This window comes from Caballeronia sp. PC1, assembly GCF_021353155.1.
GTDB classification, from domain to species: Bacteria; Pseudomonadota; Gammaproteobacteria; order Burkholderiales; family Burkholderiaceae; genus Caballeronia; species Caballeronia cordobensis.
Window position 1 is genome coordinate 3,189,058 of the sequence record NZ_JAJUBH010000001.1, and the last position, 23,612, is coordinate 3,212,669.

General features: G+C 63.8%; 22 protein-coding genes, 1 tRNA gene and 2 pseudogenes. 12 read left to right on the forward strand and 13 right to left on the reverse strand.

Annotated elements, in window-relative coordinates; translation table 11 throughout:
* Positions 1-8: 8 nt before the first annotated feature.
* The 6 genes and pseudogenes from LY284_RS15300 to LY284_RS15325 all read right to left on the reverse strand — a co-directional run bounded on the left by LY284_RS15300 (position 9) and on the right by LY284_RS15325 (position 6,011).
* Complete coding sequence (locus tag LY284_RS15300; RefSeq protein WP_233386989.1) at positions 9-929, reverse strand: A24 family peptidase; 921 nt, start codon at positions 927-929, stop codon at positions 9-11.
* Between the two features lie 31 nt (positions 930-960).
* Positions 961-2,169: pseudogene (locus tag LY284_RS15305) on the reverse strand (type II secretion system F family protein).
* Positions 2,166-3,383, reverse strand: a complete 1,218-nt coding sequence (locus LY284_RS15310) for a GspE/PulE family protein (RefSeq protein ID WP_233386997.1) — start codon at positions 3,381-3,383, stop codon at positions 2,166-2,168. The pseudogene LY284_RS15305 and the gene LY284_RS15310 overlap by 4 nt, the downstream one beginning before the upstream one ends.
* A gap of 74 nt (positions 3,384-3,457) precedes the next feature.
* Entirely contained in the window at positions 3,458-4,747 is a 1,290-nt protein-coding gene (locus LY284_RS15315) for an HlyC/CorC family transporter (RefSeq protein ID WP_014192317.1), read from the reverse strand.
* Positions 4,748-4,890: 143 nt separating this feature from the next.
* A tRNA-Pro gene (locus LY284_RS15320) sits at positions 4,891-4,967 on the reverse strand.
* Between the two features lie 51 nt (positions 4,968-5,018).
* Complete coding sequence (locus LY284_RS15325) at positions 5,019-6,011, reverse strand: polyprenyl synthetase family protein (RefSeq protein ID WP_233387191.1); 993 nt, start codon at positions 6,009-6,011, stop codon at positions 5,019-5,021.
* 272 nt (positions 6,012-6,283) lie between these two features.
* Between LY284_RS15325 and rplU the strand changes: the two genes are divergently transcribed.
* The 4 genes from rplU to proB all read left to right on the forward strand — a co-directional run bounded on the left by rplU (position 6,284) and on the right by proB (position 9,266).
* Entirely contained in the window at positions 6,284-6,595 is a 312-nt protein-coding gene (gene rplU / locus LY284_RS15330) for a 50S ribosomal protein L21 (protein WP_014192315.1), read from the forward strand.
* A 24-nt stretch (positions 6,596-6,619) separates the two neighbouring features.
* Positions 6,620-6,880 (forward strand): 50S ribosomal protein L27, encoded by a 261-nt coding sequence (gene rpmA, locus LY284_RS15335; protein ID WP_014192314.1) that lies wholly within the window; start codon positions 6,620-6,622, stop codon positions 6,878-6,880.
* A 143-nt stretch (positions 6,881-7,023) separates the two neighbouring features.
* Complete coding sequence (gene cgtA / locus LY284_RS15340; protein WP_233386999.1) at positions 7,024-8,121, forward strand: Obg family GTPase CgtA; 1,098 nt, start codon at positions 7,024-7,026, stop codon at positions 8,119-8,121.
* Positions 8,122-8,147: 26 nt separating this feature from the next.
* Positions 8,148-9,266 (forward strand): glutamate 5-kinase, encoded by a 1,119-nt coding sequence (proB, locus tag LY284_RS15345; RefSeq protein ID WP_014192312.1) that lies wholly within the window; start codon positions 8,148-8,150, stop codon positions 9,264-9,266.
* A 61-nt stretch (positions 9,267-9,327) separates the two neighbouring features.
* On the opposite strand, the gene LY284_RS15350 is transcribed toward proB, so the two are convergent.
* From LY284_RS15350 to LY284_RS15360, 3 genes are all read right to left on the reverse strand, one after another.
* Positions 9,328-9,891, reverse strand: coding sequence for a CNP1-like family protein (locus LY284_RS15350; protein ID WP_014192311.1), 564 nt, complete (start codon positions 9,889-9,891; stop codon positions 9,328-9,330).
* A gap of 149 nt (positions 9,892-10,040) precedes the next feature.
* Positions 10,041-10,685 carry an RNA pyrophosphohydrolase gene (locus LY284_RS15355; RefSeq protein ID WP_014192310.1) on the reverse strand — a complete coding sequence of 215 codons (645 nt, stop codon included), beginning with the start codon at positions 10,683-10,685 and terminating at the stop codon, positions 10,041-10,043.
* Positions 10,637-10,957, reverse strand: coding sequence for a hypothetical protein (locus LY284_RS15360; RefSeq protein ID WP_143281721.1), 321 nt, complete (start codon positions 10,955-10,957; stop codon positions 10,637-10,639). The genes LY284_RS15355 and LY284_RS15360 overlap by 49 nt, the downstream gene beginning before the upstream one ends.
* On the opposite strand from LY284_RS15360, the gene LY284_RS15365 reads away from it, so the two are divergent.
* On the forward strand, positions 10,948-12,684 hold the full coding sequence (locus LY284_RS15365; protein WP_014192309.1) for a proline--tRNA ligase: 1,737 nt from the start codon (positions 10,948-10,950) through the stop codon (positions 12,682-12,684). The two genes, LY284_RS15360 and LY284_RS15365, sit on opposite strands and share 10 nt — an antisense overlap.
* Positions 12,684-13,286: a MarC family protein gene (locus LY284_RS15370; protein ID WP_014192308.1), complete on the forward strand. Its 603-nt coding sequence runs from the start codon at positions 12,684-12,686 to the stop codon at positions 13,284-13,286. The genes LY284_RS15365 and LY284_RS15370 overlap by 1 nt, the downstream gene beginning before the upstream one ends.
* A gap of 31 nt (positions 13,287-13,317) precedes the next feature.
* On the opposite strand, the gene LY284_RS15375 is transcribed toward LY284_RS15370, so the two are convergent.
* Positions 13,318-13,869: a hypoxanthine-guanine phosphoribosyltransferase gene (locus tag LY284_RS15375; protein ID WP_014192307.1), complete on the reverse strand. Its 552-nt coding sequence runs from the start codon at positions 13,867-13,869 to the stop codon at positions 13,318-13,320.
* 124 nt (positions 13,870-13,993) lie between these two features.
* On the reverse strand, positions 13,994-15,361 hold the full coding sequence (gene ffh / locus LY284_RS15380; protein WP_014192306.1) for a signal recognition particle protein: 1,368 nt from the start codon (positions 15,359-15,361) through the stop codon (positions 13,994-13,996).
* A 110-nt stretch (positions 15,362-15,471) separates the two neighbouring features.
* On the opposite strand from ffh, the gene LY284_RS15385 reads away from it, so the two are divergent.
* The 4 genes from LY284_RS15385 to LY284_RS15400 all read left to right on the forward strand — a co-directional run bounded on the left by LY284_RS15385 (position 15,472) and on the right by LY284_RS15400 (position 20,927).
* Positions 15,472-16,380: an inner membrane protein YpjD gene (locus LY284_RS15385; protein ID WP_233387010.1), complete on the forward strand. Its 909-nt coding sequence runs from the start codon at positions 15,472-15,474 to the stop codon at positions 16,378-16,380.
* A 37-nt stretch (positions 16,381-16,417) separates the two neighbouring features.
* Positions 16,418-16,753 carry a PP0621 family protein gene (locus LY284_RS15390; RefSeq protein ID WP_014192304.1) on the forward strand — a complete coding sequence of 112 codons (336 nt, stop codon included), beginning with the start codon at positions 16,418-16,420 and terminating at the stop codon, positions 16,751-16,753.
* Positions 16,750-17,352, forward strand: coding sequence for a 1,6-anhydro-N-acetylmuramyl-L-alanine amidase AmpD (gene ampD / locus LY284_RS15395; RefSeq protein WP_045451073.1), 603 nt, complete (start codon positions 16,750-16,752; stop codon positions 17,350-17,352). The genes LY284_RS15390 and ampD overlap by 4 nt, the downstream gene beginning before the upstream one ends.
* Before the next feature lie 569 nt (positions 17,353-17,921).
* Positions 17,922-20,927 carry a ribonucleoside-diphosphate reductase subunit alpha gene (locus tag LY284_RS15400; protein ID WP_014192302.1) on the forward strand — a complete coding sequence of 1,002 codons (3,006 nt, stop codon included), beginning with the start codon at positions 17,922-17,924 and terminating at the stop codon, positions 20,925-20,927.
* Positions 20,928-21,636: 709 nt separating this feature from the next.
* On the opposite strand, the gene LY284_RS15405 is transcribed toward LY284_RS15400, so the two are convergent.
* Positions 21,637-22,788 carry an MFS transporter gene (locus tag LY284_RS15405; RefSeq protein ID WP_375294249.1) on the reverse strand — a complete coding sequence of 384 codons (1,152 nt, stop codon included), beginning with the start codon at positions 22,786-22,788 and terminating at the stop codon, positions 21,637-21,639.
* An 85-nt stretch (positions 22,789-22,873) separates the two neighbouring features.
* Positions 22,874-23,116: pseudogene (locus tag LY284_RS15410) on the reverse strand (MFS transporter); the annotation flags it as partial.
* Between LY284_RS15410 and LY284_RS39045 the strand changes: the two are divergent.
* Together LY284_RS39045 and LY284_RS15420 are read left to right on the forward strand one after the other, a co-directional pair.
* Positions 23,016-23,234, forward strand: a complete 219-nt coding sequence (locus tag LY284_RS39045; RefSeq protein ID WP_233387013.1) for a hypothetical protein — start codon at positions 23,016-23,018, stop codon at positions 23,232-23,234. The pseudogene LY284_RS15410 and the gene LY284_RS39045 sit on opposite strands and share 101 nt — an antisense overlap.
* Positions 23,235-23,289: 55 nt before the next feature.
* Positions 23,290-23,502, forward strand: a complete 213-nt coding sequence (locus tag LY284_RS15420) for a DUF3820 family protein (RefSeq protein WP_014192300.1) — start codon at positions 23,290-23,292, stop codon at positions 23,500-23,502.
* The last annotated feature ends 110 nt before the right edge of the window (positions 23,503-23,612 follow it).

Here is a 23,612-nt window from a genome sequence, read left to right on the forward strand (position 1 = left end):
GCGCTCCTTCATCCGAACAATGCGTAAAGCGGCGTGCCGACGAAAAGCGTGATGGCGCCGCCCGCCGCGAGAAACGGCCCGAAAGGCAAGGGCTCTTCGAAACGCATGCGCTTCTTCCATGTCGCGACGATGCCGAACGCCGCGCCCGCGACCGCCGCGATCAGGAGGACTTGCGCGAGCGACGCCCAGCCGAGCCACGCGCCGATTGCAGCGAGCAGCTTGAAGTCGCCGTATCCCATGCCTTCCACGCCGCGCACGAGTTTGAAAAGCCAGTAGACGCACCACAGGAACAGATAGCCCGCGATCGCGCCCGTGACAGCATCGTGCAGCGTCGCAAACCCGCCCTCGCCGAAATTGACGATGAGTCCGGCCCACAGCAGCGGCAGTGTCAGCACATCGGGAAGATAGCGCGTGTCGTAGTCGATGAGGCCAGCCGCGAGCAGGGTCGCGCACAGGCCGAACGCCGCGAAAGCGGGCCAGGACGGGCCGAAAGCATAGAGCGAGAGCGCCGCCAGCGCGCCGGTTGCCAGTTCGATCAGCGGATAACGCGGGCTCACGCGTGCGCCGCATGCCGAGCAACGGCCGCGCAGCGCGAGATAGCTGATGACGGGAATGTTCTCCCACGCGCGCAGCACGTGCTTGCAATGCGGACATGCGCTGCGGGGCACGGCGAGATTGAAGCGCTCGGGATACGGGTCGGCGGCGGGTTTGGGCAGATCGGCCGCGTCCGGCATCGCGGCTTCGACTTCGGCGCGCCACGCGCGTTCGAGCAGCACGGGCAGGCGATGCACGACGACCGTGAGAAAACTGCCGATCACGAGGCCGAACACCACGGCGAAGCCATACTGCATGGCGAAGGGAAGCGCCGCGAACGCCGACACGTAGCGGCTCGCGAAGTGCGCGGCGGATGGATCAAACGAAGGCTGCATGATGAACGAACGATGGCTCTGGCCCGCGATGCTACACCACGTTGCCGAGCTGAATGATAGGAAGATACATCGCGATGACAAGTCCGCCCACGAGCGCGCCCAGCACCGTGATGACGACCGGCTCGCACAGGCTCGCGAAGCCGCCGATGCGCTCGTCCACTTGCCGGTCGGCGAGCGTGGCGAGATCGAGCAGCATCGAATCGAGCGAGCCCGATTCTTCCGCGACCGCGATCGGCTGCACCACGTCTTGCGGGAAGCATCCGGCGGCACGCATTGCGGCGGCGAGGCGCTCGCCGTTGCGCAGGCGCGCGGCGATCTCCACGGTCGCGCGGTCGAATACGCGGTTCCCCGTGGCCTGCGCGAGCGAGTCGAAGGCGTCGGCAAGCGGTGTGCCGGCGGCGAGCAAGGTGCCGAGCGCGCGGCTCCATCGGGCGACGGCGAGCGAGCGTAGCAGCTTGCCCGCGAGCGGCAGGCGCAGCGCGGCGCGATCGGCGGATTCGCGTGCGTCGGGAGAGCGCTTCATCCAGCGCAGCAGGACGACGCCCACGGCCGAACACGCGATGACCAGCGGCACGCCAACGCTGCCGACGCCATCCGAAAGCGCGAGCACGAAACGCGTCGGCGCGGGTAGCGCCGCGCCGAAACCGTCGAAGATGGTCTTGAAGGTCGGCACGACGCCGATCAGCAAACCCGCCGTGATCGCGAGCGACAGCAGCAGCACCATGACCGGATAGGTGAGGGCCGCGCGTAGCCGGGCGCGCTGCGAGGCGGCTCGCTCGCGATCGTCCGCGAGACGGGTGAGCACGGCCGGCAACGCGCCCGCCGTTTCTCCGACCGAGACTAGCTGGCAGTAGAGCGCGCCGAACGCCGCAGGATGTTGCGCAAGCGCCGCGGAGAAGGGCACGCCGCGCGTGATATCGCGGCCCACGGCGCCGACGACGCGCGGAAGTCCGCCGCCCGTTGCGCTGCCCGAAAGCAGTTCGAGCGCGCCCGCGAGCGGCAGTCCCGCGTTCAGCAATCCCGCGAGCTGGCGCGTGAAAAGCGTGACTTCGGCGGCCTTCGTCTTGGGCGGCGGCGCGACGCCGAGCGTCTCGAGCGCGACCACGATGACGCCTTCACGCCGCAACGTCGCGCGTGCTGCGGGCGCATCGGCGGCGATGATCTTTCAGCGTTTCTCCTGGCCTTCGGCGTCCATGCCGCGCCACTCAAAGCGAATCTCCGACGAAACCTCGCGCATCATTCGATCTCCGTGGCATCCGCGGCTTCGGCGACGCTGGTCACGCCCTCGCGCACGCGTGCGAAGGCCGCATCGCGCAACGCGGGCATGCCTTGCGTCTGCGCCGTGCGCGCGATCGCATGAGTCGCCGCGCGCGACACGATCAGCTCGCGTATGTCATCCGAAACCGGCATCACCTGATGCACCCCGGCACGTCCGCGATACCCAATGCCGTGACACGCCGGACAACCGCGCGGCTCGAACGGATGAAAACCGTCGGCGAGCGGCAGCGCGGAGGGCGCGCGGCAAACCTCGCACAGCTTGCGCACGAGCCGCTGCGCCGTGACCAGCCGCAGCGCGGAGGCGAGGTTATAAGGCGCCACGCCGATGTCGATGAGACGTGCGATCGCGGCGGGCGCACCGTTGGTGTGCAGGGTCGAAAGCACGAGGTGTCCCGTCTGCGCGGCCTTCACCGCGACGTCGGCGGTCTGGGCGTCGCGGATCTCGCCGACCATGATGACGTCCGGGTCCTGGCGCATGAACGCGCGCAGCGCCATGGCGAACGTCAGCCCGGCCTTTTCACGCACGCTCACCTGATTGATGCCCGCGAGCTGGATTTCGACCGGATCTTCGACCGAGCACACGTTGCGCGCTTCGGCGTTGAGCATTTGCAGGAAGCAGTAGAGCGACAGGGTCTTGCCGCTGCCGGTCGGACCTGTCACGAGCACCAGACCGTGCGGCGCGCGAATCGCCGATTCGACCGTGCGGCTTTGCGCGTCATCGAGGCCGAGCGCGCCGAGCGACAGGTCTGGCGGCAGTGTGTCGAGCCGGCGCAGGACGAGCTTTTCGCCGAAGAGCGTCGGCAACGAATTGACGCGATAGTCGCCGGTGCGCCCGCCCGGCAGACTCAGACGCAGCCGGCCGTCCTGCGGCACGCGCCGCTCCGCGATATCCATGCGCGACAGCACCTTGATGCGCGTGACGAACGCGTCGCGCAAGTGCGGCGGCGGGCGCCTGAGCACATGCAATGCGCCATCGACGCGCAGCCGGATGCGCCAGTCGTGTTCGGCCGGTTCGACGTGAATGTCGGATGCGCCGCGCTCAGCGGCTTCGCGCAGCGTTTCGGCGAGCAGCGAGACGGCGGGCGTATCGTGTTCGGACACGGCTTCCGCCGTAGCGCCGGGCGGGCGAGCGGGGCGCGTGAAAGTATCGAAGGCGTCGCGGGAAGGGGAGATCATGGGCGTCGTGCGGTCGGGGTCGAGATGATCCGATCATCCCGCCCGCGAAGGCCTTCGCCCAGTCGTCCGAATGGCTAACGCAGCGCGCGTTTCGGCGGCCCGTCCGGATGAAAGATCTTCACCGTGCGAATCGCCTGGTCGTCGCTGCGCATGACTTCGAAGGTCACGTTGGCGATGCGCATCGAAATATCGCCGTCAGGAATGTCTTCGAGCGTTTCGAGAATCAGGCCGTTGAGCGTTTTCGGTCCGTCCGTCGGCAACGTCAGATGCAGCCAGCGGTTGAGTTCGCGCAGCGGCATGCTGCCCGCGACGATGCACTCGCCGTTCTCGTCCCAGCCGCCTCGCGAGCCCGCGCCGCGCGGAATCGTCGTCGTGAATTCGCCGATCAGTTCCTCGATGATGTCTTCCGGCGTGACGAGGCCCTGCAACTCGCCGTACTCGTCGACCACGATCGCGATGCGGTGGCCGCTTTCCTGGAAGAACTGCAATTGCTGGAAGACGGGCGTCCCGGCCGGCACGAAATACGGTTCGGCGAGCAACTCGCGCAACGTGTCGCGCTCCAGTTCCTGGTTATGCAGCGCGGAGAGCGTCTTGCGCACGTGCAGGACGCCGAGCACGCGGTCGATGTCGCCCTGAAACACCACCAGCTTGTTGTGATAGCAGGTTTCGAGTTGATGCAGGATCTGCTCGAACGGCGCGTCGAAATCGAGCGCTTCGATGCGGCGGCGCGGAATCATCACGTCATCGACGGTGATGTTCTCCAGATCGAACAGATTGAGCAGGATGCTGCGGTGCTTGGTCGGCATGAAGCTGCCGGTTTCCAGCACGATGGTGCGCAGTTCTTCGGGCGAGAGGCGCTGATCGCTCTTGGTTCGGGTGTTGATGTGCAGCGCCGCCAGAATCGCATTCGCGAACAGATTGACGAACCAGATGAGCGGCCGCCCGATGCGCATGAGCGGCGCGAGCACGAGACTCGCGGGCAGCGCGACTTTCTCCGGATACGTCGCGCCGACGATCTTCGGCGCGATCTCCGCGAACACGATGATCAGAAACGCGATGACGCCCGTGGTGATCGACAGGACCAGATTGTTATGGCCGAACGTGCGCAGCGCGATCGACGTGGTGAGCACCGGGATGATCGTGTTGATCAGGTTGTTGCCGATCAGGATCACGGAAAGAAGCTGGTCGGTCTTCGCGAGCAGTCCTTGCGTGGTGCGGGCGCGCAGCGATCCCTGGCTAGCCAGATATTTCAGCCGATGGCGATTGAGCGCCATCATCGACGTTTCGGAGATCGAGAAGAAGCCGGAAAGGAAAAGAAGCAGAAAAATGGCGCAAATTTGCGCCCATAAGGGAAGGGTGTCCACGCGATGGTCGGATAGGGGCGGAGATGGGAGGCAATATAGCAGACGGGACGCGGCGCTTGCCCTAGGCCTTTCGGCCAGCGGACGCGCTTTCGTGCGCAAAAATAAAAAACCCGCATGGCGGACCATGCGGGTTTTTGCAATTCTGGTCGGGGTGAGAGGATTCGAACCTCCGGCCTCTACGTCCCGAACGTAGCGCTCTACCAGGCTAAGCTACACCCCGAATTCGACCAACTTGTACTCGATCTGTACTGCTTCGCCGTTTCAGTCTCGTTTAAGACTGTCTCGACGTCGAGTAAGAACATAATTCTAACAGGCTTTCTTTGAAAATGGAATCAGGAAACGAAGAAATTGCTTTCGCTGCCGCTTCGGCTTCTTTCCGCGCGCACTTCAGCGTGTGATCGAGCGCGCCGGAAGTCGTGATCGCGTAGAAGATCGTATCGAAACGATCCGTGCCGCCTTGCTCGATCGCCTCGCGCGCGAGCGCCGCCTGCTCGGCGGTGCCGTGCTCCATCAAATAGATGAGCGGCAGCGTGGGCTTGCCTTCGCGCAGATCGTCGCCGGCGTTCTTGCCCATCGATTCCGGCGTGCCGGTGTAGTCGAGCCAGTCGTCCATGATCTGGAACGCCGTGCCGATGCGCCGGCCGAACTCCGCCGCCGCCGCTTCGGTGCGCGCATCCGCGCCCGAGAGCACCGCGCCCAGTTGCGCCGCCGCCTCGAACAGCTTCGCCGTCTTGTAGCGGATCACCTGCATGTAACGCGCTTCATCGACGTCCGGGTCGTGCATGTTGAGCAACTGCAGCACTTCGCCTTCGGAAATGATGTTGGTCGCGACCGAGAGAATCTCCATCACGCGCATCTTGCCGACGCTCACCATCATCTCGAACGAGCGCGAATAGAGGAAGTCGCCGACCAGCACGCTTGCCGCATTGCCGAATAGCGCGTTCGCGGTCTTGCGGCCACGGCGCAGGTCGGATTCGTCGACGACGTCGTCATGCAGGAGCGTCGCCGTGTGGATGAATTCCACCACCGCCGCGAGTTCGTGCCGATGTCCGGTCGTGTCGCCGAGCGCGCCCGACACCAGCAGCAGGAGCGCCGGACGCAGCCGCTTGCCGCCCGCGCCGATGATGTACTCCGAAATCTGGTTGATCAGCATCACTTCTGATGCCAGGCGCTGCCGGATGACGCGATTGACCTGCTGCATGTCCTCGGCGATCGGGGCAAGCAGCGCGGCGGCGTTGGGAGAGGAAGTGGCGGTGGACGACATGATCGGCATTAAGGGTAATCCGGCGGATTATAAGGCGAATCCGACAGCCGACGGGTGTTCGGGGTGTCGAATCGCGCCGTGTCGCTGAAAATCGCGCGTGGTTCGACGGGTTTTCGCCGAGGATCGCGCCGGCCGCACGCCCGCGCCGGGCAGGCTATTGCGCTTTGACGTCAAGCGTAACTCTATGTATAATCGCGTGTTTTCCCCCGCGTGGTGCGTGGGAAATTTGAAGTTTCCCGCGCGAGCGGGAAGAATTCTGAGTGAGGTTCTCAATGTACGCGGTCATAAAAACCGGCGGCAAGCAGTACAAAGTTGCCGTTGGCGAAAAATTGAAAGTAGAACAGATACCGGCAGACATTGACGCTGAAATCACGCTCGACCAGGTTCTCGCAGTAGGCGAAGGCGAATCGATTAAGTTCGGTACGCCGCTGGTCAGTGGGGCTTCCGTCAAGGCTACCGTCGTGTCGCAAGGTCGTCACAAGAAAGTGACCATCTTCAAGATGCGTCGCCGGAAGCACTACCAAAAGCACGCTGGCCATCGCCAGAACTACACCGAACTGCGCATCGACGCGATCAACGCGTAAGCGCACCGGTAAGGAGCTAAGCAAATGGCACACAAAAAAGCAGGCGGGTCTTCCCGCAACGGCCGCGACTCCGAGAGCAAACGACTCGGCGTGAAGGTGTACGGCGGCCAGGCAATCAATGCAGGCGGCATCATCGTTCGCCAGCGCGGCACGCGCATGCACCCGGGCGAGAACGTCGGCATCGGCAAGGATCACACCTTGTTCGCGCTGGCTGACGGCCACGTCAAGTTCGTGACCAAGGGCGCAGCACGCAAGCATACGGTCGTCGTCGTCCCGGCAGCGTAAGTTCTTACGCACGGGCTTCAGGACCGGAAAAATGGCCCCGCGAAGTTTGCGGGGCCATTTTTATTTGGTGCGTCAAATCGAATCATGAGTGACCGGGAAAGTCGGTCACGGCAAAATACAGCAAACACGGGACGGAGCAACGCATGAAGTTCATTGACGAAGCGAGGATTGAAGTCATCGCCGGCGACGGGGGAGATGGCAGCGCGTCGATGCGCCGCGAAAAGTTCGTCCCGTTCGGCGGACCGGACGGCGGTGACGGCGGCCGCGGCGGCAGCGTCTATGCCATCGGCGATCGCAATATCAACACGCTGATCGATTACCGGTTCTCCAAGAAGCATCAGGCGCGCAACGGCGAAAACGGCCGCGGCGCGGATTGCTACGGCAAGGGCGGCGACGACATCACGCTGCGCATGCCGGTCGGCACGATCATTTCGGATCAGGAAACCGGCGAGATCATCGCGGACCTGACCGAGCACAATCAGCAGGTGCAGATTGCACAGGGCGGCGCGGGCGGCCTCGGCAACCTGCACTTCAAGTCGAGCACGAATCGCGCGCCGCGTCAGAAAACCGACGGCAAGCCGGGCGAGCGCCGCATGCTCAAGCTCGAACTGAAAGTGCTCGCCGATGTCGGCCTGCTCGGCATGCCGAACGCGGGCAAGTCCACCTTCATCTCGTCGGTGTCGAACGCGCGGCCGAAGATCGCGGATTACCCGTTCACGACGCTCGCGCCGAATCTCGGCGTGGTGCGTGTCGGGCCGAGCAAGAGCTTCGTCATCGCCGATATTCCGGGTCTGATCGAAGGCGCGGCGGAAGGCGCCGGGCTCGGGCATCGCTTTCTGCGGCACTTGCAGCGCACGGGCGTCCTGCTGCATCTCGTCGACATGGCGCCGTTCGATGAAAACGTCGATCCGGCCGCGGAAGCGAAGGCGATCGTCAACGAATTGCGCAAGTACGACGAGACGCTCTACGAGAAGCCGCGCTGGCTCGTGCTGAACAAGCTCGACATGGTGCCGGAAGACGAGCGCGAAGCGCGCATCGCCGATTTCGTCGAGCGCTTCGAGTGGGACGGCCCGGTCTTCGAGATTTCCGCGCTGACGGGCCAGGGCTGCGAAGCGTTGACCTACGCGATCTACGACTATATTTCCCAGCATTCGGACGCGTCGCGCGCGGCGGAAGCGGAAGATCTGGCCGCCGACGTGCGCTTTCGGGACGAAGCGCGCGGCGACGCAACGAAGGAATAAGAGCAACCACGAGGAGAAAGCGCACGATGCGTTCGGTCATCGCCGCTGCGAAGCGAATCGTAGTGAAAGTAGGGTCCAGCCTCGTCACCAACGACGGGCGCGGGCTCGACCATGCAGCCATTTCTCGTTGGGCGGCGCAGATCGCGGCGCTGCGCGAGCAGGGCAAGGAAGTCGTGCTCGTGAGTTCGGGCGCGATCGCGGAAGGCATTCACCGGCTCGGCTGGACCAAGCGTCCGCGCGAGATCGACGAATTGCAGGCCGCCGCCGCGGTCGGTCAGATGGGGCTCGCGCAGGTGTATGAAAGCAGCTTCGGCGCGCATGGCATCCGCACCGCGCAGATTCTGCTGACCCACGCGGACCTCGCCGATCGCGAACGTTATCTGAACGCGCGCTCGACGCTGCTCACGCTGCTGCGCCTGGGCGCGGTGCCGATCATCAACGAAAACGACACCGTCATCACCGATGAAATCAAGTTCGGCGACAACGACACGCTCGGCGCGCTGGTCGCGAATCTGATTGAAGGCGATGCGCTAGTCATCCTCACCGATCAGCGCGGCCTGTTCACCGCCGATCCGCGCAAGGACCCGAACGCGACGCTCGTCGAGCAGGCCGACGCCGGCACGCCGGAGCTGGAGCAGATGGCAGGCGGCGCGGGTTCGAGCCTCGGGCGCGGCGGCATGCTGACCAAGATTCTCGCGGCGAAGCGCGCGGCGCATAGCGGCGCGAACACGGTGATTGCGAGCGGCCGCGAAGCCGACGTGCTGACGCGGCTCGCGTCGGGCGAATTGATCGGCACGCAACTCATCGCGCGCATGGCGCGCATGGCTGCACGCAAGCAGTGGATGGCGGATCACTTGCAGGTGCGCGGGCACGTCGTGATCGACGAAGGCGCGGTCAACAAGCTCACCGCAGACGGCAAGAGTCTGCTGCCGATCGGCGTGATCGACGTGAAGGGCGCGTTCGATCGCGGCGAGGTGATCGCCTGCATCGACAATCAGGGGCGTGAGGTCGCGCGCGGCATCACGAACTACAGCAGTTCGGAAGCGCGGCTGATTCATCGGCGGCCGAGCGGGGAGATCGAAACCGTGCTCGGCTACATGCTGGAGCCCGAGCTGATCCATCGAGACAATCTCGTGCTCGTCTGAGCCGAAAAACGAAAACGCCCGCTGAAGTCCAGCGGGCGTTGTGCTTTGGGCGCGGTGAAAATCAGCGCGAGTTGATCGAACTCTGCGTGCGCTTGTACTGAATGTTGTTGACGATCTGTTTCGCCGTACCGACCGGCAGCTTGCTCGCGCAGAAATAATCCTGATAAAGCGCGGCCTGATACGCGTTCAGCTCGCCATTCTCGATGCGCTTGAAATCGAAGGCGACGCCCTGATCCCAGCCGTTCTGATCGTCGTTGATGCTCGCGTAGCGGCGCCATTCGTAGGTATCGCAACGAATGCCTTCATAGTTGACGTTGCGCGCGCCCGCCGGACTCGTCACGACGACCACGTAGCGCACGACGCCGTCCTTGCCGACCGTGAGCGAAGTCTTGTCGACGGAGAAGGTGAGCGGCGTGTTCTGCGAAACGTTGAACGCAAGCAGATTCGACGCTTGCGGCAAAGGCGGCAGCGTCTCGATCTTTTCCTCGGTCCAGTTCGGCTTGCGATCGAGCAGATAGGTGAACACGCCGTCGTCTTGCGTGGACGGCGCTTTGTTGCTGGAGCAGCCGGCGAGCACGGCCAGCGCTGCCGCGGATGCCGCGATTACCGCGAGTGTGGCGTTCACTTTCAATTGGGTCTTCCCGGAAACATGCGCGCGGCCCTCGAAAAGCCGGCCCGCGAAACAAAGCGAGATGGCACGGCGAGAAGTTCGCCGTGCCATCGATCGCAATCGAGTTGAGTGTCAAAGTGTGCGAGGAACCGCCGCGACCGCTCTCACGACGAGCGGTGGACGATCACATGCACTTCTTCGCTGACCGTGCATTCTGCCTGAACCGCCGCGCCGGAGGCAGTGACAGCAGGTGCTTCGATCGTCATCGTCTGGAGCACGCGCGGGTAGCGCGGCCCATGATGCGCGGCGCGCTCGCCGCGTTCTCCGCGGGAGTTGGTGCGCCGCAGGAAGCGGGACAGCTCGGTGAGAGCCATTTGATAAACGTCGCGCTTGAACTCGATAACCGCGTCCAGCGGCACCCAATACTCGTTCCAGCGCCAGGCATCGAACTCCGGATGGTCCGTCGCGCGCAGACAGATGTCGCAATCGCGGCCTACCATGCGCAGCAGAAACCAGATCTGTTTCTGACCGCGATAATGACCGCGCACCTCGCGCTTGATGAACTTGTCCGGCACCTCATAACGCAGCCAGTCGCGTGTGCGACCGACAACTTTCACGTGCTCCGGAAGCAGACCGGTTTCTTCGTGTAACTCCCGATACATGGCTTGCACGGGGGTCTCGCCGTATTTGATGCCCCCTTGCGGAAACTGCCAGGAATGTTCACGCAGTCGTTTGCCCCAAAACACTTCGTTGCGCGCGTTCAAGAGGATGATGCCGACGTTCGGGCGAAAGCCTTCACGATCCAGCATACAGCCACCTTCAAATCCTTTAAAATTGCTTTGATTATAAACAGATAACGGACCCCGCGCATCGGTTCGAACCCGCGGCGCGCACCCCGGCGGCGGGGCATGAATTTCCGCGCCGGGTTTGCGGCTCTTTGCCAGGGTTTCCGGAAGACGGCAAAATCTTCTTCTTCATGCAAAGCCGTCGACCGTTTCAGTCGTTCACCTTGATACGCCAGCTCCGGCGCCACACAGGCTCCGCAGCGCGCGCCGCTTTTGGAAAATTTGAATGAAAGCATCCCGTTTCTTCATCGGCACCCTGAAAGAAGCTCCCGCCGACGCCGAAATTGTCAGCCACAAGCTGATGATGCGCGCCGGCATGATCCGCCGTGTCGCGGGCGGCATCTACGATTACATGCCGATCGGCCTGCGCTCGGTGCGCAAGGTCGAAGCCATCGTGCGTGAAGAGATGAACCGCGCGGGCGCGCTCGAATTGCTGATGCCCGCCGTGCAGCCCGCCGAACTGTGGCAGGAATCGGGCCGCTGGGAGCAGTACGGCCCGGAACTGCTGCGCTTCAAGGATCGTCACGAGCGCGATTTCGTCGTCGGCCCGACGCACGAGGAAGTCGTGACGGACATCGCGCGGCGCGACATCAAGAGCTATCGCCAGTTGCCGGTGAACTTCTACCAGATCCAGACGAAGTTCCGCGACGAAATTCGTCCGCGCTTCGGCGTGATGCGCGGTCGCGAGTTCATCATGAAGGACGCCTATTCCTTCGATAAGGACCTCGACGGCCTCGCCGAGTCGTATCGCAAGATGTACGAGGCGTACGTGCGCATCTTCACGCGCATCGGCCTGGAGTTCCGCGCGGTCGCGGCGGATAACGGCTCGATCGGCGGCAGCGGCTCGCACGAGTTCCACGTGATCGCCGATACGGGCGAGGACGACATCGCATATTGCCCGACCTCGGACTTCGCGGCGAATGTCGAGGCCGCCGACGCGCTTCCGCTCATCGCAGAACGCGCCGCGCCCACGGAAGAACTGAAGAAGACGCCGACGCCCGGCGCGGCGAAATGCGAGGCGGTCGCGCAGCTTCTGAGCATTCCGCTCGAGAAGACCATCAAGTCGATCGTGCTCGCCACGGAGAACGAAGGCGCCGAACCGACCATCTGGTTGCTGATGCTGCGCGGCGATCATTCGCTCAACGACATCAAGACGGGCAAGCTGCCGGGTCTTGCGGGCTATCGTTTCGCGACGGAAGCCGAGATCATCGAATGGTTCGGCACGCCGCCGGGCTATCTCGGCCCGATCGGCACGAAGAAGCCGGTGCGCGTCATTGCAGACCGCACGGTCGCGAACATGAGCGATTTCGTGGTCGGCACGAACGAGGTCGATTACCACACCACCGGCGTGAACTGGGGCCGCGATCTGCCGGAACCGGAAGTGGCGGATATCCGCAATGTCGTCGCGGGCGATCCGTCGCCGGACGGCAAGGGTGCGCTCGAAATCTGCCGCGGCATCGAAGTGGGCCACGTGTTCCAGCTGGGCACGAAGTATTCCGATTCGATGGGCGCGACCTTCCTCGACGAAAACGGCAAGCCCGCACCGATGCAGATGGGCTGCTATGGCATCGGCGTCACGCGCGTGCTGGGCGCGGCGATCGAACAGAACTTCGATGACCGCGGCATCATCTGGCCGGAAGCCATCGCGCCGTTCGAAGTCGTGATCTGCCCGATGGGCTACGACCGCAGCGACGCCGTGCGCGAGCAGGCCGACAAGCTGTACGCCACGCTGCAGCAACAGGGCATCGACGTGATTCTCGACGATCGCGGCGAGCGCCCGGGCGTGATGTTCGCAGACTGGGAACTGATCGGCGTGCCGCATCGCATCGTGATCGGCGATCGCGGGCTGAAGGAAGGCAAGCTCGAATATCAGGGCCGCCGCGATGCCGAAGCCACGCTGCTGCCGGTCGATGAAGCCGCTAACGTCGTAATCGGAAAAGTGCGGACCGCGCTCGGGAAGTAATGCAGTACAACTTTCTGTCGGCGACGATCCTGCTGCTGCTGATCACCGATCCGCTCGGCAATATCCCGATCTTCATCAACGCGTTGCGCGGCGTCGCGAAGGAGCGTCGCCGCGTCGTGATCCTGCGGGAAGTCGCGATCGCGTTCGGGATCCTGCTGGTGTTCATGATGGCGGGCGACCGCTTTTTGCGCGCGATGAACCTCACGGATTTGTCGTTGCGCATCGCCGGCGGGATCGTGTTGTTTCTGATCGCGCTGCGCATGATCTTCCCGCATCCGGACGGCGCGATGGGCGGCGACTCGCGCGGCGGCGAGCCGCTAATCGTGCCGCTCGCGATTCCGGCGCTGGCCGGGCCCTCGGCGCTCGCAACCGTGATGCTGCTGACCTCGCAAGCGCCCGGCAAGATGCTGGAGTGGGTCGGCGCGCTCACGGTCACGATGATCGTCTGCGCGACCGTGCTGATTCTTGCGGAGAAGATTCAGCAGTGGCTCGGCGAGCGTGTCGTCACGGCGTTCGAGCGCTTGATGGGTCTGGTGCTCGTCGCGATTTCCGTCGAGATGATACTGACGGGGATACGCACCTTCGTGCATCAGCTTCAATGAAAAAAGCGGCCGGTTGGCCGCTTTTTTTGACTTACGCCCCTTCGGTCAACGCCCGAATCGTCGGCAAATTCCGCCAATACCCTTTGGCGTCCATCCCGCATCCGAAAACATACCGGTCCGGCACCTCGAATCCACAGAAATCCGGTCGCAGCGGCTTCGCCTTCGGAATGATCTTCTCGCACAGCACCGCCGACAGGAACGTCTTCGCGCCCATCGCCATGATGCGGTCGCGGATGGCGGCCATCGTTTCGCCTTCGTCGAGGATGTCGTCGAGCACGAGCACCACGCGATCCTTCACCGATTCCGCCGGCGCCACGCGCCACTGCATCTCGCTGCCGCCCTTGATGGCGTTGCGATAGCGTGTCAGGTGGATGTAATCGAACTCCAGCGGGAAATCCAGATGCGGCAGCAGCATGCCCGTGAACACGGCCGCGCCCCCCATCACCGAAAGTACGAGCGGGAAGTCGTCCTGCGTCGCCGCCTTGATGGCCGAGGCCATCTTGCCGATCGATGCGTTGACTTCGTCAGCCGTCACGATCTCTTCCGAGTGGCTGAAAATATGGAGGGCTTCTTCGCGATTCATAGGGAAAGCGGGGAAAGGCAGACTACTTAGTGTGGAAAAAAACGGCGGCGTGCGCCATATGATAAACCCGCGCTTCGTTCGAGTCGGACGCCCGAAGAGAACGCGGGTTCAATAAAAATGCGGTTCAGCGCATGCCGGGCAGCATGCCCTTCATGCCGCGCATCATTTTCTGAAGGTTGCCGCCCTTCAGCTTCTTCATCATGCCGCGCATCTGCTCGTACTGATTGAGCATGCGGTTCACTTCCTGAACGTGCACGCCCGCGCCCGCGGCGATGCGGCGTTTGCGCGCCGCCTTGATTAGTTCGGGCTTCGCGCGCTCCTTGATGGTCATGGAGTTGATGATGCCTTCCATGCGGCGCATCTGCTTCTCGGCGTTGTTCATGTCCGCGCCTTGCGCCGCCTGCTGGAACTGCGCCGGCAATTTATCCATGAGCGACGACAACCCGCCCATGTTCTTCATCTGCGCGAGCTGGGCCTTGAAGTCGTTCAGGTCGAAGTCGCCGCCTTTCTTGACCTTGTCGGCGAGCTTCTGTGCGGCGGCGGTATCCACGCCGCGCTGCGCTTCCTCGACGAGCGCGAGAATGTCGCCCATGCCGAGAATCCGGTTCGCCATGCGGTCCGGATGGAACACTTCGAGGCCGTCCAGCTTTTCCGCGACGCCGACGAACTTGATTGGCTTGCCCGTGACGTGACGCACGGAGAGCGCCGCACCGCCGCGCGAATCGCCGTCGAGCTTGGTGAGCACGACGCCGGTGAGCGGCAGCGCGTCGTTGAACGCCTTGGCCGTGTTGACCGCGTCCTGACCCAGCATGGCATCGACGACGAAGAGCGTTTCGGCGGGCTTCAGCAAGCCATGCAGCTCGCTGATTTCCTTCATCATCGCTTCGTCGATACCGAGGCGGCCGGCCGTATCGACGATCACGACGTCGTGATAATGGCGCTTGGCCCAGTCGATCGCCGCGCGGGCGATGTCGGCGGGCTTCTGGTTCGGCTCGGACGGGAAGAAGTCCGCGCCGACCTGCTCCGTCACCGTCTGCAACTGGCGGATCGCGGCGGGGCGATACACGTCGACGGAAACCGTGAGCACTTTCTTCTTGCTCTTCTCGCGCAGCAGCTTGGCGAGCTTGCCGGTGGTCGTGGTTTTACCCGCGCCCTGCAGGCCGGCCATGAGGATGACGGCGGGCGGCGCGACGGCGAGATTCAGTTCCGCGGCCTTGCCTTCGTAATCGCCGCCGATCACGGCCGTCAGTTCTTTCTGCACGACGCCGACGAGCGCCTGACCCGGCGAGAGGCTCGACAGCACTTCCTCGCCGAGCGCCTTTTCCTTCACCTTTGCGATGAACTCGCGCACGACGGGCAGCGCCACGTCCGCTTCGAGCAGCGCGAGGCGCACTTCCCGCAACATCTCTTGCGTGTTGGCCTCGGTGAGCCGAGCCTCGCCGCGCAGCGTCTTGACGACGCGCGCCATCCGTTGAGTCAGGTTATCGAGCATGGGGAAACGGTAGAGAATGCGGCCCTTTTTCGACGTAAAACGACGTGCCGCCCCGCGCTGGCGCAAGGGGGAAAACGTCGCGGATCAAGGGCCTAGTGTAAACTTCGAACATGGATATTGTACTGTATGCCCTCACTGCGCTTCTCTACGGCGGACTCGCCGTGGCGGGCTGGCGCGCGCATCGCCACACGGCCGTGGAGCCGGCGCTGGCCGGCGTGCCCACGGGCATCGCGCCGGCCGCCGCGCCCAGGAAACCGGCCGACATGGGCAACCTCGGCCGCGCTCTATTATTAGTAGCGCTGCTCGTGCACGGCCTGCTTCTGCACGCCACGATCTTTCCCCAGAACGCGATGGTCTTCGGCTTCGCGTTCGCGCTCTCCGCGATGTTCTGGCTCGGCGCGGGCATCTACTGGATCGAAAGCTTCTTCTTCCCGCTCGACGGCTTGCGCCTGCTCGTGCTGCCGCTCGCGTGCGTTGCGTCGCTGCTGCCACTTCTTTTCGGCGGCGTGCGCGTGCTGTCGTATTCCGCCGCGCCGATGTTCAAGCTGCATTTCCTGATCGCGAACATCGCCTACGGGCTCTTCGCGATCGCCGCGCTGCACGCGGTGCTCATGCTCATGCTCGAACGCCGCCTGCAACGCATGCGCGGCATGGCGACGCGTCACGCCGGCAACGGCTGGCTCGCGAGCTGGCTCGACACGCTGCCGCCGCTCCTGACGCTCGAAAAACTGCTGTTCCGCCTGATCGTGGCGGGCTTCGTGCTGCTCACGCTCACGCTCGTGTCGGGCATCGCGTTCAACGAACAACTGGTCGATCGCGCGTTGCGTCTCGATCACAAAACCGTGTTCGCCTTCGTCTCCTGGCTGATGTTCGGCGCGTTGCTTACCGCCCGCCGCATTTCCGGATGGCGCGGACGCGCCGCGTTGCGCTGGGTGCTCGCTTCGTTCGCCGCGCTGTTGCTCGCGTATGTCGGCAGCCGCTTCGTGTTCGAAGTGCTGCTGCATCGCGCGGTCGTCTGAGCGCGGGAAGCGCGCACTCTTTACCGGCATTGAATCGATGCGAAATTTCATCTTCCTGATCGTCCTCTTCTTCGTGTGCCAATGGCTCCTGAAGAAACTGCGCCGCGCGAACGAGCGCGCGCAGCAAGGCGACGCACAAGCGGGCGGGGCGACCGCCGGCGGCGCGTTCGGCGCGCGCCGGGCGAGAAACGGCAACGGCAACGGCGCCGCGCCGCACGATGCACCGCAACTCGCCGATCCGCTCATCCGCTGCGCGCAATGCGGCGTGCATACGCCGCGCAGCGAATCGATCGTCGTCGCGGGCGAGCGCTTCTGTTGTGCCGATCACGCGCGCCATTACGCGGCCCGTCCCACCGGCCGCGACGCGCGATGAACGCTCACGCCGCATCGAAGCGCGATCCGCACATCGACGCGCAAGGCTGGCTCACGGACGCGACGCGCCTGCCGTCGCCGAACTTCGAGGCGCGTCCGGACGGCGCGGTGCCGACGCTCATCGTCGTGCACAACATCAGCCTGCCGCCCGACGATTTCACGACCGACGCGATCGCCGAGTTCTTCCTCAACACGCTCGATCACGATGCGCATCCGTACTTCGATCAGTTGCGCGGCATGCGCGTGTCGGCCCACTTCGTGATCCGCCGCGACGGCGAAATCCGGCAATTCGTTTCCTGCGACGAACGTGCGTGGCACGCGGGCGTCTCGTCGTTCTGCGGACGCGAGCGCTGCAACGATTTCTCGATCGGCATCGAGTTGGAAGGCAGCGACCGCCTGCCGTTCGAGGACGCGCAATACACAGCGCTTACGCGGCTGGCGCGCATCATCGTGAAGCGCTATCCGATCGATGCGGTGGCGGGCCATTCCGATATCGCGCCCGGCCGCAAGACCGATCCCGGTCCCCACTTCGACTGGCAGCGCCTGCGTCATGACAGCGCGTTGCCGCCGTCGTTCTTCCCCTTTCTGTCCAGCATCTGACGCCGCGTAAGGTCTTTCTCGCTGCGGCGCAACAGGGTCGCGCGGGAGGCCTTGTCGTGCTTCGCCATAGCAAAAGTCAACCCCGCAGCGGCATGTCGAAGGCAAATAAAACTTTTTGAGACTGCGCGGATGTCCACTATACTTGGTGCCGAAAGACGTACTTGGCACTAGATCTTGTGTTGTTGTGGCGGCGCCCGCTCAGTAGAGCCGGCGCCGTCGGCTTTCCGGCGTAGAAGAAGTTTGGCTGGCCCGGGGCGATGCGCTAGGCGGTTCTCTCAGCGAGGGAGGGGCGCCGGGTGCATCGGGCGCCAGCGAGCAGCACCGTGAAGAGGCAAGCAAGCGAGCGCGAGTTGCGTCGACCGACACCGCGCGCCAACGCGGGCACCGCATGAGACGCCAAGAACAATGCGGGCCGTAAGCGCCGCGATTCGTGTTATCTGGCCTGCTGCATTCACAGCCCGGCTATACCGCCAAAACACCGCGCGAGCGTCGTGAAGTTCTCGCGAAGCGCGGCATAAGTGATAAATCCGCGGACCATCCGCACCATTCGAACACCAGGAGTTTTGCACATGCAAACCACCGAGAACGCCACGACTTCCTTCGAAGGCGCCTCCGCACAGCCGATGGGCGGCGCGCAAGCCGTGGGCGCAGAGGCGCTTGCGCCGAACACGACGTTTGCCGACTACAAGGTCATCCGTCGCAACGGAAGCGTGGTGTCGTTCGAGCCGACGAAAATCGCGATCGCCGTGACGAAGGCGTTCATCGCCGTGAACGGCGGCCAGGGCGCAGCCTCCGCGCGCGTGCGCGAACTCGTCGAGCAACTGACGCAAGCAGTCGTGCGCGCGCTCGTGCGCAGCCGTCCGCACGGCGGCACGTTCCATATCGAAGACATTCAGGATCAGGTCGAGCTCGCGCTGATGCGCGGCGGCGAGCACAACGTCGCGCGCGCCTACGTGCTGTATCGCGAGAAGCGCTCGCAGCAGCGCACGCAAGAGCGCTCGGCCGGAGAGCACGCGCAGGCGCACGAAGGCGGCGCTATCAACGTGACGGACAACGGCGTCACGCATCCGCTCGACATGGACGCGCTGAAGGCGCTGATCGTCTCCGCCTGCGCCAATCTGGGCGATGCGGTGTCCGCCGATCCGATCGTCGCGGAAACGGTGAAGAACCTGTACGACGGCGTGCCGATGTCGCAGGTCTACGACTCGGCGATCCTCGCCGCGCGCACGATGATCGAGAAGGACCCGGCGTACAGCCAGGTCACGTCGCGCATCCTGCTGCACACGATCCGCCGCGAAATTCTCGAAGGCGAAGTGACGCAAGCCGAAATGGGCGAGCGCTACGCCGAGTACTTCCCGCTGTTCATCAAGCGCGGCGTGGAAGCCGGCCTGCTCGACGACAAGCTGCAACAGTTCGACCTGAAGCGCCTCGGCGCCGCGCTCGACGCGAACCGCGATCTGCAATTCGGCTACCTCGGTCTGCAAACGCTGTACGACCGCTACTTCCTGCACGTTGAAGGCACGCGCATCGAGTTGCCGCAGGCATTCTTCATGCGTGTCGCGATGGGCCTGTCGCTCAACGAAATCGACCGCGAAGCGCGCGCCATCGAGTTCTACAACGTGCTGTCGTCGTTCGACTTCATGTCGTCGACGCCGACGCTGTTCAACTCGGGCACGCACCGCTCGCAGTTGTCGTCGTGCTATCTGACGACGGTGTCCGACGACCTCGACGGTATCTACGAAGCGCTCAAGGAAAACGCGCTGCTCTCGAAGTTCGCGGGCGGTCTCGGCAACGACTGGACGCGCGTGCGCGCTCTCGGCTCGCACATCAAGGGCACGAACGGCAAGTCGCAAGGCGTGGTGCCGTTCCTGAAGGTCGTGAACGACACGGCCGTCGCGGTGAACCAGGGCGGCAAGCGCAAGGGCGCGGTGTGCGCGTATCTGGAGTCGTGGCACCTCGACATCGAGGAATTCCTCGAACTGCGCAAGAACACAGGCGATGACCGTCGCCGCACGCACGACATGAACACGGCGAACTGGATTCCCGACCTGTTCATGAAGCGCGTCGTCGAAGGCGGCGACTGGACGCTGTTCTCGCCGTCGACCTGCCCGGACCTGCACGATCTGTTCGGCGCGGACTTCGAGAAGGCCTACGTCGCTTACGAAGAGAAAGCCGCGCGCGGCGAGATCAAGCTGTTCAAGAAGCTGCCGGCGGCGCAACTGTGGCGCAAGATGCTGGGCATGCTGTTCGAGACCGGCCATCCGTGGATCACGTTCAAGGACCCGTGCAACGTGCGCTCGCCGCAGCAGCACGTGGGCGTCGTGCATTCGTCGAACCTGTGCACGGAAATCACGCTGAACACGAGCGAGACGGAAATCGCCGTGTGTAACCTCGGCTCGGTGAACCTCGTCGCGCACATGGTCAAGCAGGCTGATGGCACGTACGCGCTGGATCACGCGAAGCTCAAGCGCACCATTAGCGTCGCGATGCGCATGCTCGACAACGTCATCGACATCAACTACTACGCGGTGCCGAAGGCGCGTAACTCGAACCTGAAGCATCGTCCGGTGGGCATGGGCATCATGGGCTTCCAGGACTGCCTGCACTTGCTGCGCACGCCGTACGCGTCGGGCGACGCGGTCGAGTTCGCGGATCGCTCGATGGAAGCCGTCTGCTACTACGCCTACTACGCATCGACGGAGCTGGCGGAAGAGCGCGGCCGTTACGCGACGTATCGCGGCTCGCTGTGGGATCGCGGCATTCTTCCGCAGGATTCGCTCAAGCTGCTGGCTGACGCGCGCGGCGGTTACGTGGAAGTGGATTCGTCCGAATCGATGGACTGGCCCGCGCTGCGTTCGCGCATCTCGCAGTACGGCATGCGCAACTCGAACTGCGTGGCGATCGCACCGACGGCGACGATTTCGAACATCATCGGCGTGTCGGCGTGTATCGAGCCGACGTTCCAGAACCTGTACGTGAAGTCGAATCTGTCGGGTGAATTCACGGTCGTGAACGATTACCTCGTGCGTGACCTGAAGGCGCGCGGCCTGTGGGACGAAGTGATGGTGTCGGATCTGAAGTACTTCGACGGCACGCTCTCGCGCATCGACCGCATTCCGGCCGATCTGCGCGCGATCTACGCGACCGCGTTCGAAGTCGATCCGAAGTGGCTGGTCGAGGCGGCGTCGCGCCGTCAGAAGTGGATCGACCAGGCGCAGTCGCTGAACATCTACATGGCGGGCGCGTCGGGCAAGAAGCTCGACGAGGTCTACAAGCTGGCGTGGATTCGCGGCCTCAAGACAACGTACTACCTCCGCACGATGGCGGCGACGCACGTCGAGAAGTCGACGGTGGCGCATGGTGCGTTGAATGCGGTGCCTTCGGGTGATGGCGGTTCCGGCGCGGCTGGCGGCTTTGGTGGTGGCGTAGGCGGTGGTGCTGCGGCAGCTGGCAATGGCGGCTTTAACGCGGCGGCGAGCGCACCGGCGGCCGAAGCGGCTCCCGAGGCGGACGGTCCCGTGTGCATGATGCGTCCGGGGGATCCGGGGTTCGACGAGTGCGAGGCTTGTCAGTAAGGTTCGACTGAGTGAGTCGGAGCGGGCCGGTATCGGGGCAGGGTTGTGCTTGCTTTCGGTGTCGGTCCGTTTTGCTTTTTTTTCGCTGGATCCCGTTTTCTTGGTGGTCTATTGGCTCTGCCCCTCCCCGGGGCGGGGGTAACTTTCTTTGCTGCTGCAAAGAAAGTCACCAAAGAAAGCAGCTTTCTCACCGCCCGCGGTCACACGCAGTTTGGCCATTCTTCTCCTCGGGGAACGGCCCTCGCCTAAGTGTCGCCCTCAAGAATCAACCGGGCTTGGATCGCGCACGGTCTGACTCGCCATCACTTCGAGCGCGCTGGTTCAGCACGAAATAGCTTCGGCACAGCGCTACGCGCTGCCGCTGAGTATGCGAGGGAAACCAGTGGGACACGAAGGCGCTCGCAAACCCGCGCTTCCCGTCGGCCGCGGAGCGGGCCGGAACTTGGAATGGCTGTACCAGTTCGTTGCGTGGTGCGATGTGACGGACCGTGCGCGATCCAAGCCCGATGGGCCTATGGGGGCACTCTTTAGGCGAGGGCCGTTCCCCGAGGAGAAGAGTGGCCAACGTGCGTGTGACCGCGGGCCTGAACGAGCTGCTTTCTTTGGTGACTTTCTTTGCAGCAGCAAAGAAAGTTACCCCTCCGCCGGGGAGGCGGTTACTGAGCAAGGGGCAAGAAGCCAGCAGAAGCAAGAAGGCAGCAAACAACCCTCACCCCCGCGTGCCGCGGGAAATCTCAGTCCCCGCATCATGCGCAAGCCGCGCCGTAATCGGCATGGAAAGAAACGAGAAAAACCCAACAACAACAAACGCAGGCCAGAAATCCGACCATTGCACACTCGCATGACCGTTCAGATATTGCGAGAGTTCGAGCGTGATCCCCGCGACGGTCACGCCGAGCCCCAGCGACACCTGCTGCACAAAGCTCGCGAGACTGGTCGCACGGCCGACATCGCGTGTTTCGATCTCCGCATACGCGAGCGAATTGAGGCTCGTGAACTGCAACGCGGGAAAGAAGCCGCCGAGCAGCACGACAGCCCAGATCACCCACGTCGGCGTGCCGGGAAAGAACGCGCCGCACGCCGCGATGGCGATGCCCGACAGCGCCGCGTTGTAGAAGAGCGTCTGCCGGAAGCCGAAGCGATGCAGCACGCGCGATGCGAGCGAGCGCATGAACATGCCGCCGAACGCGGACGCGCAGGTAATCGCGCCGGACTTGAACGCGGTCATGCCGAGGCCTTCCTGCAGCGCGAGCGGCAGAAGAAACGGCACCGCGCCGAGCCCGATGCGAAACATCGAGCCGCCCAGCACGCTCGCCTGGAAGGTCGGCACACGGAAGAAGCGCAAATCGAGCAGCGGCTTTTCCGCGCGCCGCGCGTGCACGCAGTACAGCACGACCATCAGCGCGCCGGCGGCGCACATCGCGTAGGCGGTGCCTTGCGGAATCAGTTCGCCGCCGACGAGCGAGAGCCCGAGCAAGAGCAGCACGCCCGCGCCCGCCGAGAGGAAAAAGCCGAACCAGTCGAGCCGGCCCGGATGCTCCTCGTGCGAGTTGGCGATGTAGCGGTTGGTCAAATAGATGCCGATGATGCCGATCGGGATGTTGATGAAGAAGATCAGGCGCCAGTGCAGATAGGTCGTGATGAAGCCGCCGAGCAGCGGCCCGACCGCGGGTCCGAGCATTGCGGGCACGGAGAGATAGTTCATCGCGCGAATGAACTCCGAGCGGCGCACCGAGCGAAAGATGATGATGCGGCCGACGGGCACCATCATCGCGCCGCCGACACCCTGAATGAAGCGCGCGACGGTGAACGGTCCGAGCGATGTCGATGCCGCGCAGAGCAGCGAGCCGACGACGAACACGCCGATGGCCGCGCGGAATACGGCGCGTGCGCCGAAACGGTCGGCGACCCAGCCGACCCTGAATGAAGCGCGCGACGGTGAACGGTCCGAGCGATGTCGATGCCGCGCAGAGCAGCGAGCCGACGACGAACACGCCGATGGCCGCGCGGAATACGGCGCGTGCGCCGAAACGGTCGGCGACCCAGCCGCAGATCGGAATGAAGACGCCGAGCCCGAGCACGTAGCTCGTGACCGCAACCTTCAACGTAACGGGATCGCGCCCGAAGGCGCGCGCCATTTCGGGAATCGCGGTGACGATCACATTCGCGTCGACGCTTTCCATGAACATCGCGCACGCGACGATGAGAGGGGCGATGAAAGCTTTGACGGCGAGCGGCATGGTGAATCGCGATCGACACTTGGCGGCAAGAGCGGCGATTATGGCACCGATATGGAGCGGTCGCTGAGCGATCGAAGCGTGCTACGTGCCGCGATGAACATTGAACGAGGAGTGAAGAAGCGATGGACCCGCAGGATCTGCAACGGCTCGTCACGCAGACGATGCCTTACGGCAAGTACAAGGATCGCGTGCTCGCCGATCTGCCCGGCCACTATCTCGCGTGGTTCGCGCGTGAGGGTTTTCCACAGGGCAAGCTCGGTGCGCTGCTCGCGTTGATGCACGAGATCGACCATAACAATCTGCGCTCGCTGCTCGATCCTCTGCGTGGCAGATGAGCGCTTTTGCCGTGAAAAGCATCGTCGCGTAAACACGCTATAGGTTGTAGAAATGGTATTTGCAAGCACAAGATATTGTGGAAATTAGAGACGCAGAATGCTAGACTTCG

Excerpts from the sequence above, each read along its gene's own strand:
- ffh (WP_014192306.1), bottom strand. The coding sequence starts at position 15,361 with ATGCTCGATAACCTGACTCAACGGATGGCGCGCGTCGTCAAGACGCTG.
- LY284_RS15385 (WP_233387010.1), top strand. The coding sequence starts at position 15,472 with ATGGATATTGTACTGTATGCCCTCACTGCGCTTCTCTACGGCGGACTC.
- rplU (WP_014192315.1), top strand. The coding sequence starts at position 6,284 with ATGTACGCGGTCATAAAAACCGGCGGCAAGCAGTACAAAGTTGCCGTT.
- LY284_RS15365 (WP_014192309.1), top strand. The coding sequence starts at position 10,948 with ATGAAAGCATCCCGTTTCTTCATCGGCACCCTGAAAGAAGCTCCCGCC.
- LY284_RS15360 (WP_143281721.1), bottom strand. The coding sequence starts at position 10,957 with ATGCTTTCATTCAAATTTTCCAAAAGCGGCGCGCGCTGCGGAGCCTGT.
- LY284_RS15375 (WP_014192307.1), bottom strand. The coding sequence starts at position 13,869 with ATGAATCGCGAAGAAGCCCTCCATATTTTCAGCCACTCGGAAGAGATC.
- LY284_RS15370 (WP_014192308.1), top strand. The coding sequence starts at position 12,684 with ATGCAGTACAACTTTCTGTCGGCGACGATCCTGCTGCTGCTGATCACC.
- LY284_RS15300 (WP_233386989.1), bottom strand. The coding sequence starts at position 929 with ATGCAGCCTTCGTTTGATCCATCCGCCGCGCACTTCGCGAGCCGCTAC.
- LY284_RS15355 (WP_014192310.1), bottom strand. The coding sequence starts at position 10,685 with ATGCTGGATCGTGAAGGCTTTCGCCCGAACGTCGGCATCATCCTCTTG.
- LY284_RS15390 (WP_014192304.1), top strand. The coding sequence starts at position 16,418 with ATGCGAAATTTCATCTTCCTGATCGTCCTCTTCTTCGTGTGCCAATGG.
- rpmA (WP_014192314.1), top strand. The coding sequence starts at position 6,620 with ATGGCACACAAAAAAGCAGGCGGGTCTTCCCGCAACGGCCGCGACTCC.
- LY284_RS15400 (WP_014192302.1), top strand. The coding sequence starts at position 17,922 with ATGCAAACCACCGAGAACGCCACGACTTCCTTCGAAGGCGCCTCCGCA.
- LY284_RS15420 (WP_014192300.1), top strand. The coding sequence starts at position 23,290 with ATGGACCCGCAGGATCTGCAACGGCTCGTCACGCAGACGATGCCTTAC.
- LY284_RS15310 (WP_233386997.1), bottom strand. The coding sequence starts at position 3,383 with ATGATCTCCCCTTCCCGCGACGCCTTCGATACTTTCACGCGCCCCGCT.
- LY284_RS15325 (WP_233387191.1), bottom strand. The coding sequence starts at position 6,011 with ATGTCGTCCACCGCCACTTCCTCTCCCAACGCCGCCGCGCTGCTTGCC.
- ampD (WP_045451073.1), top strand. The coding sequence starts at position 16,750 with ATGAACGCTCACGCCGCATCGAAGCGCGATCCGCACATCGACGCGCAA.
- cgtA (WP_233386999.1), top strand. The coding sequence starts at position 7,024 with ATGAAGTTCATTGACGAAGCGAGGATTGAAGTCATCGCCGGCGACGGG.
- proB (WP_014192312.1), top strand. The coding sequence starts at position 8,148 with ATGCGTTCGGTCATCGCCGCTGCGAAGCGAATCGTAGTGAAAGTAGGG.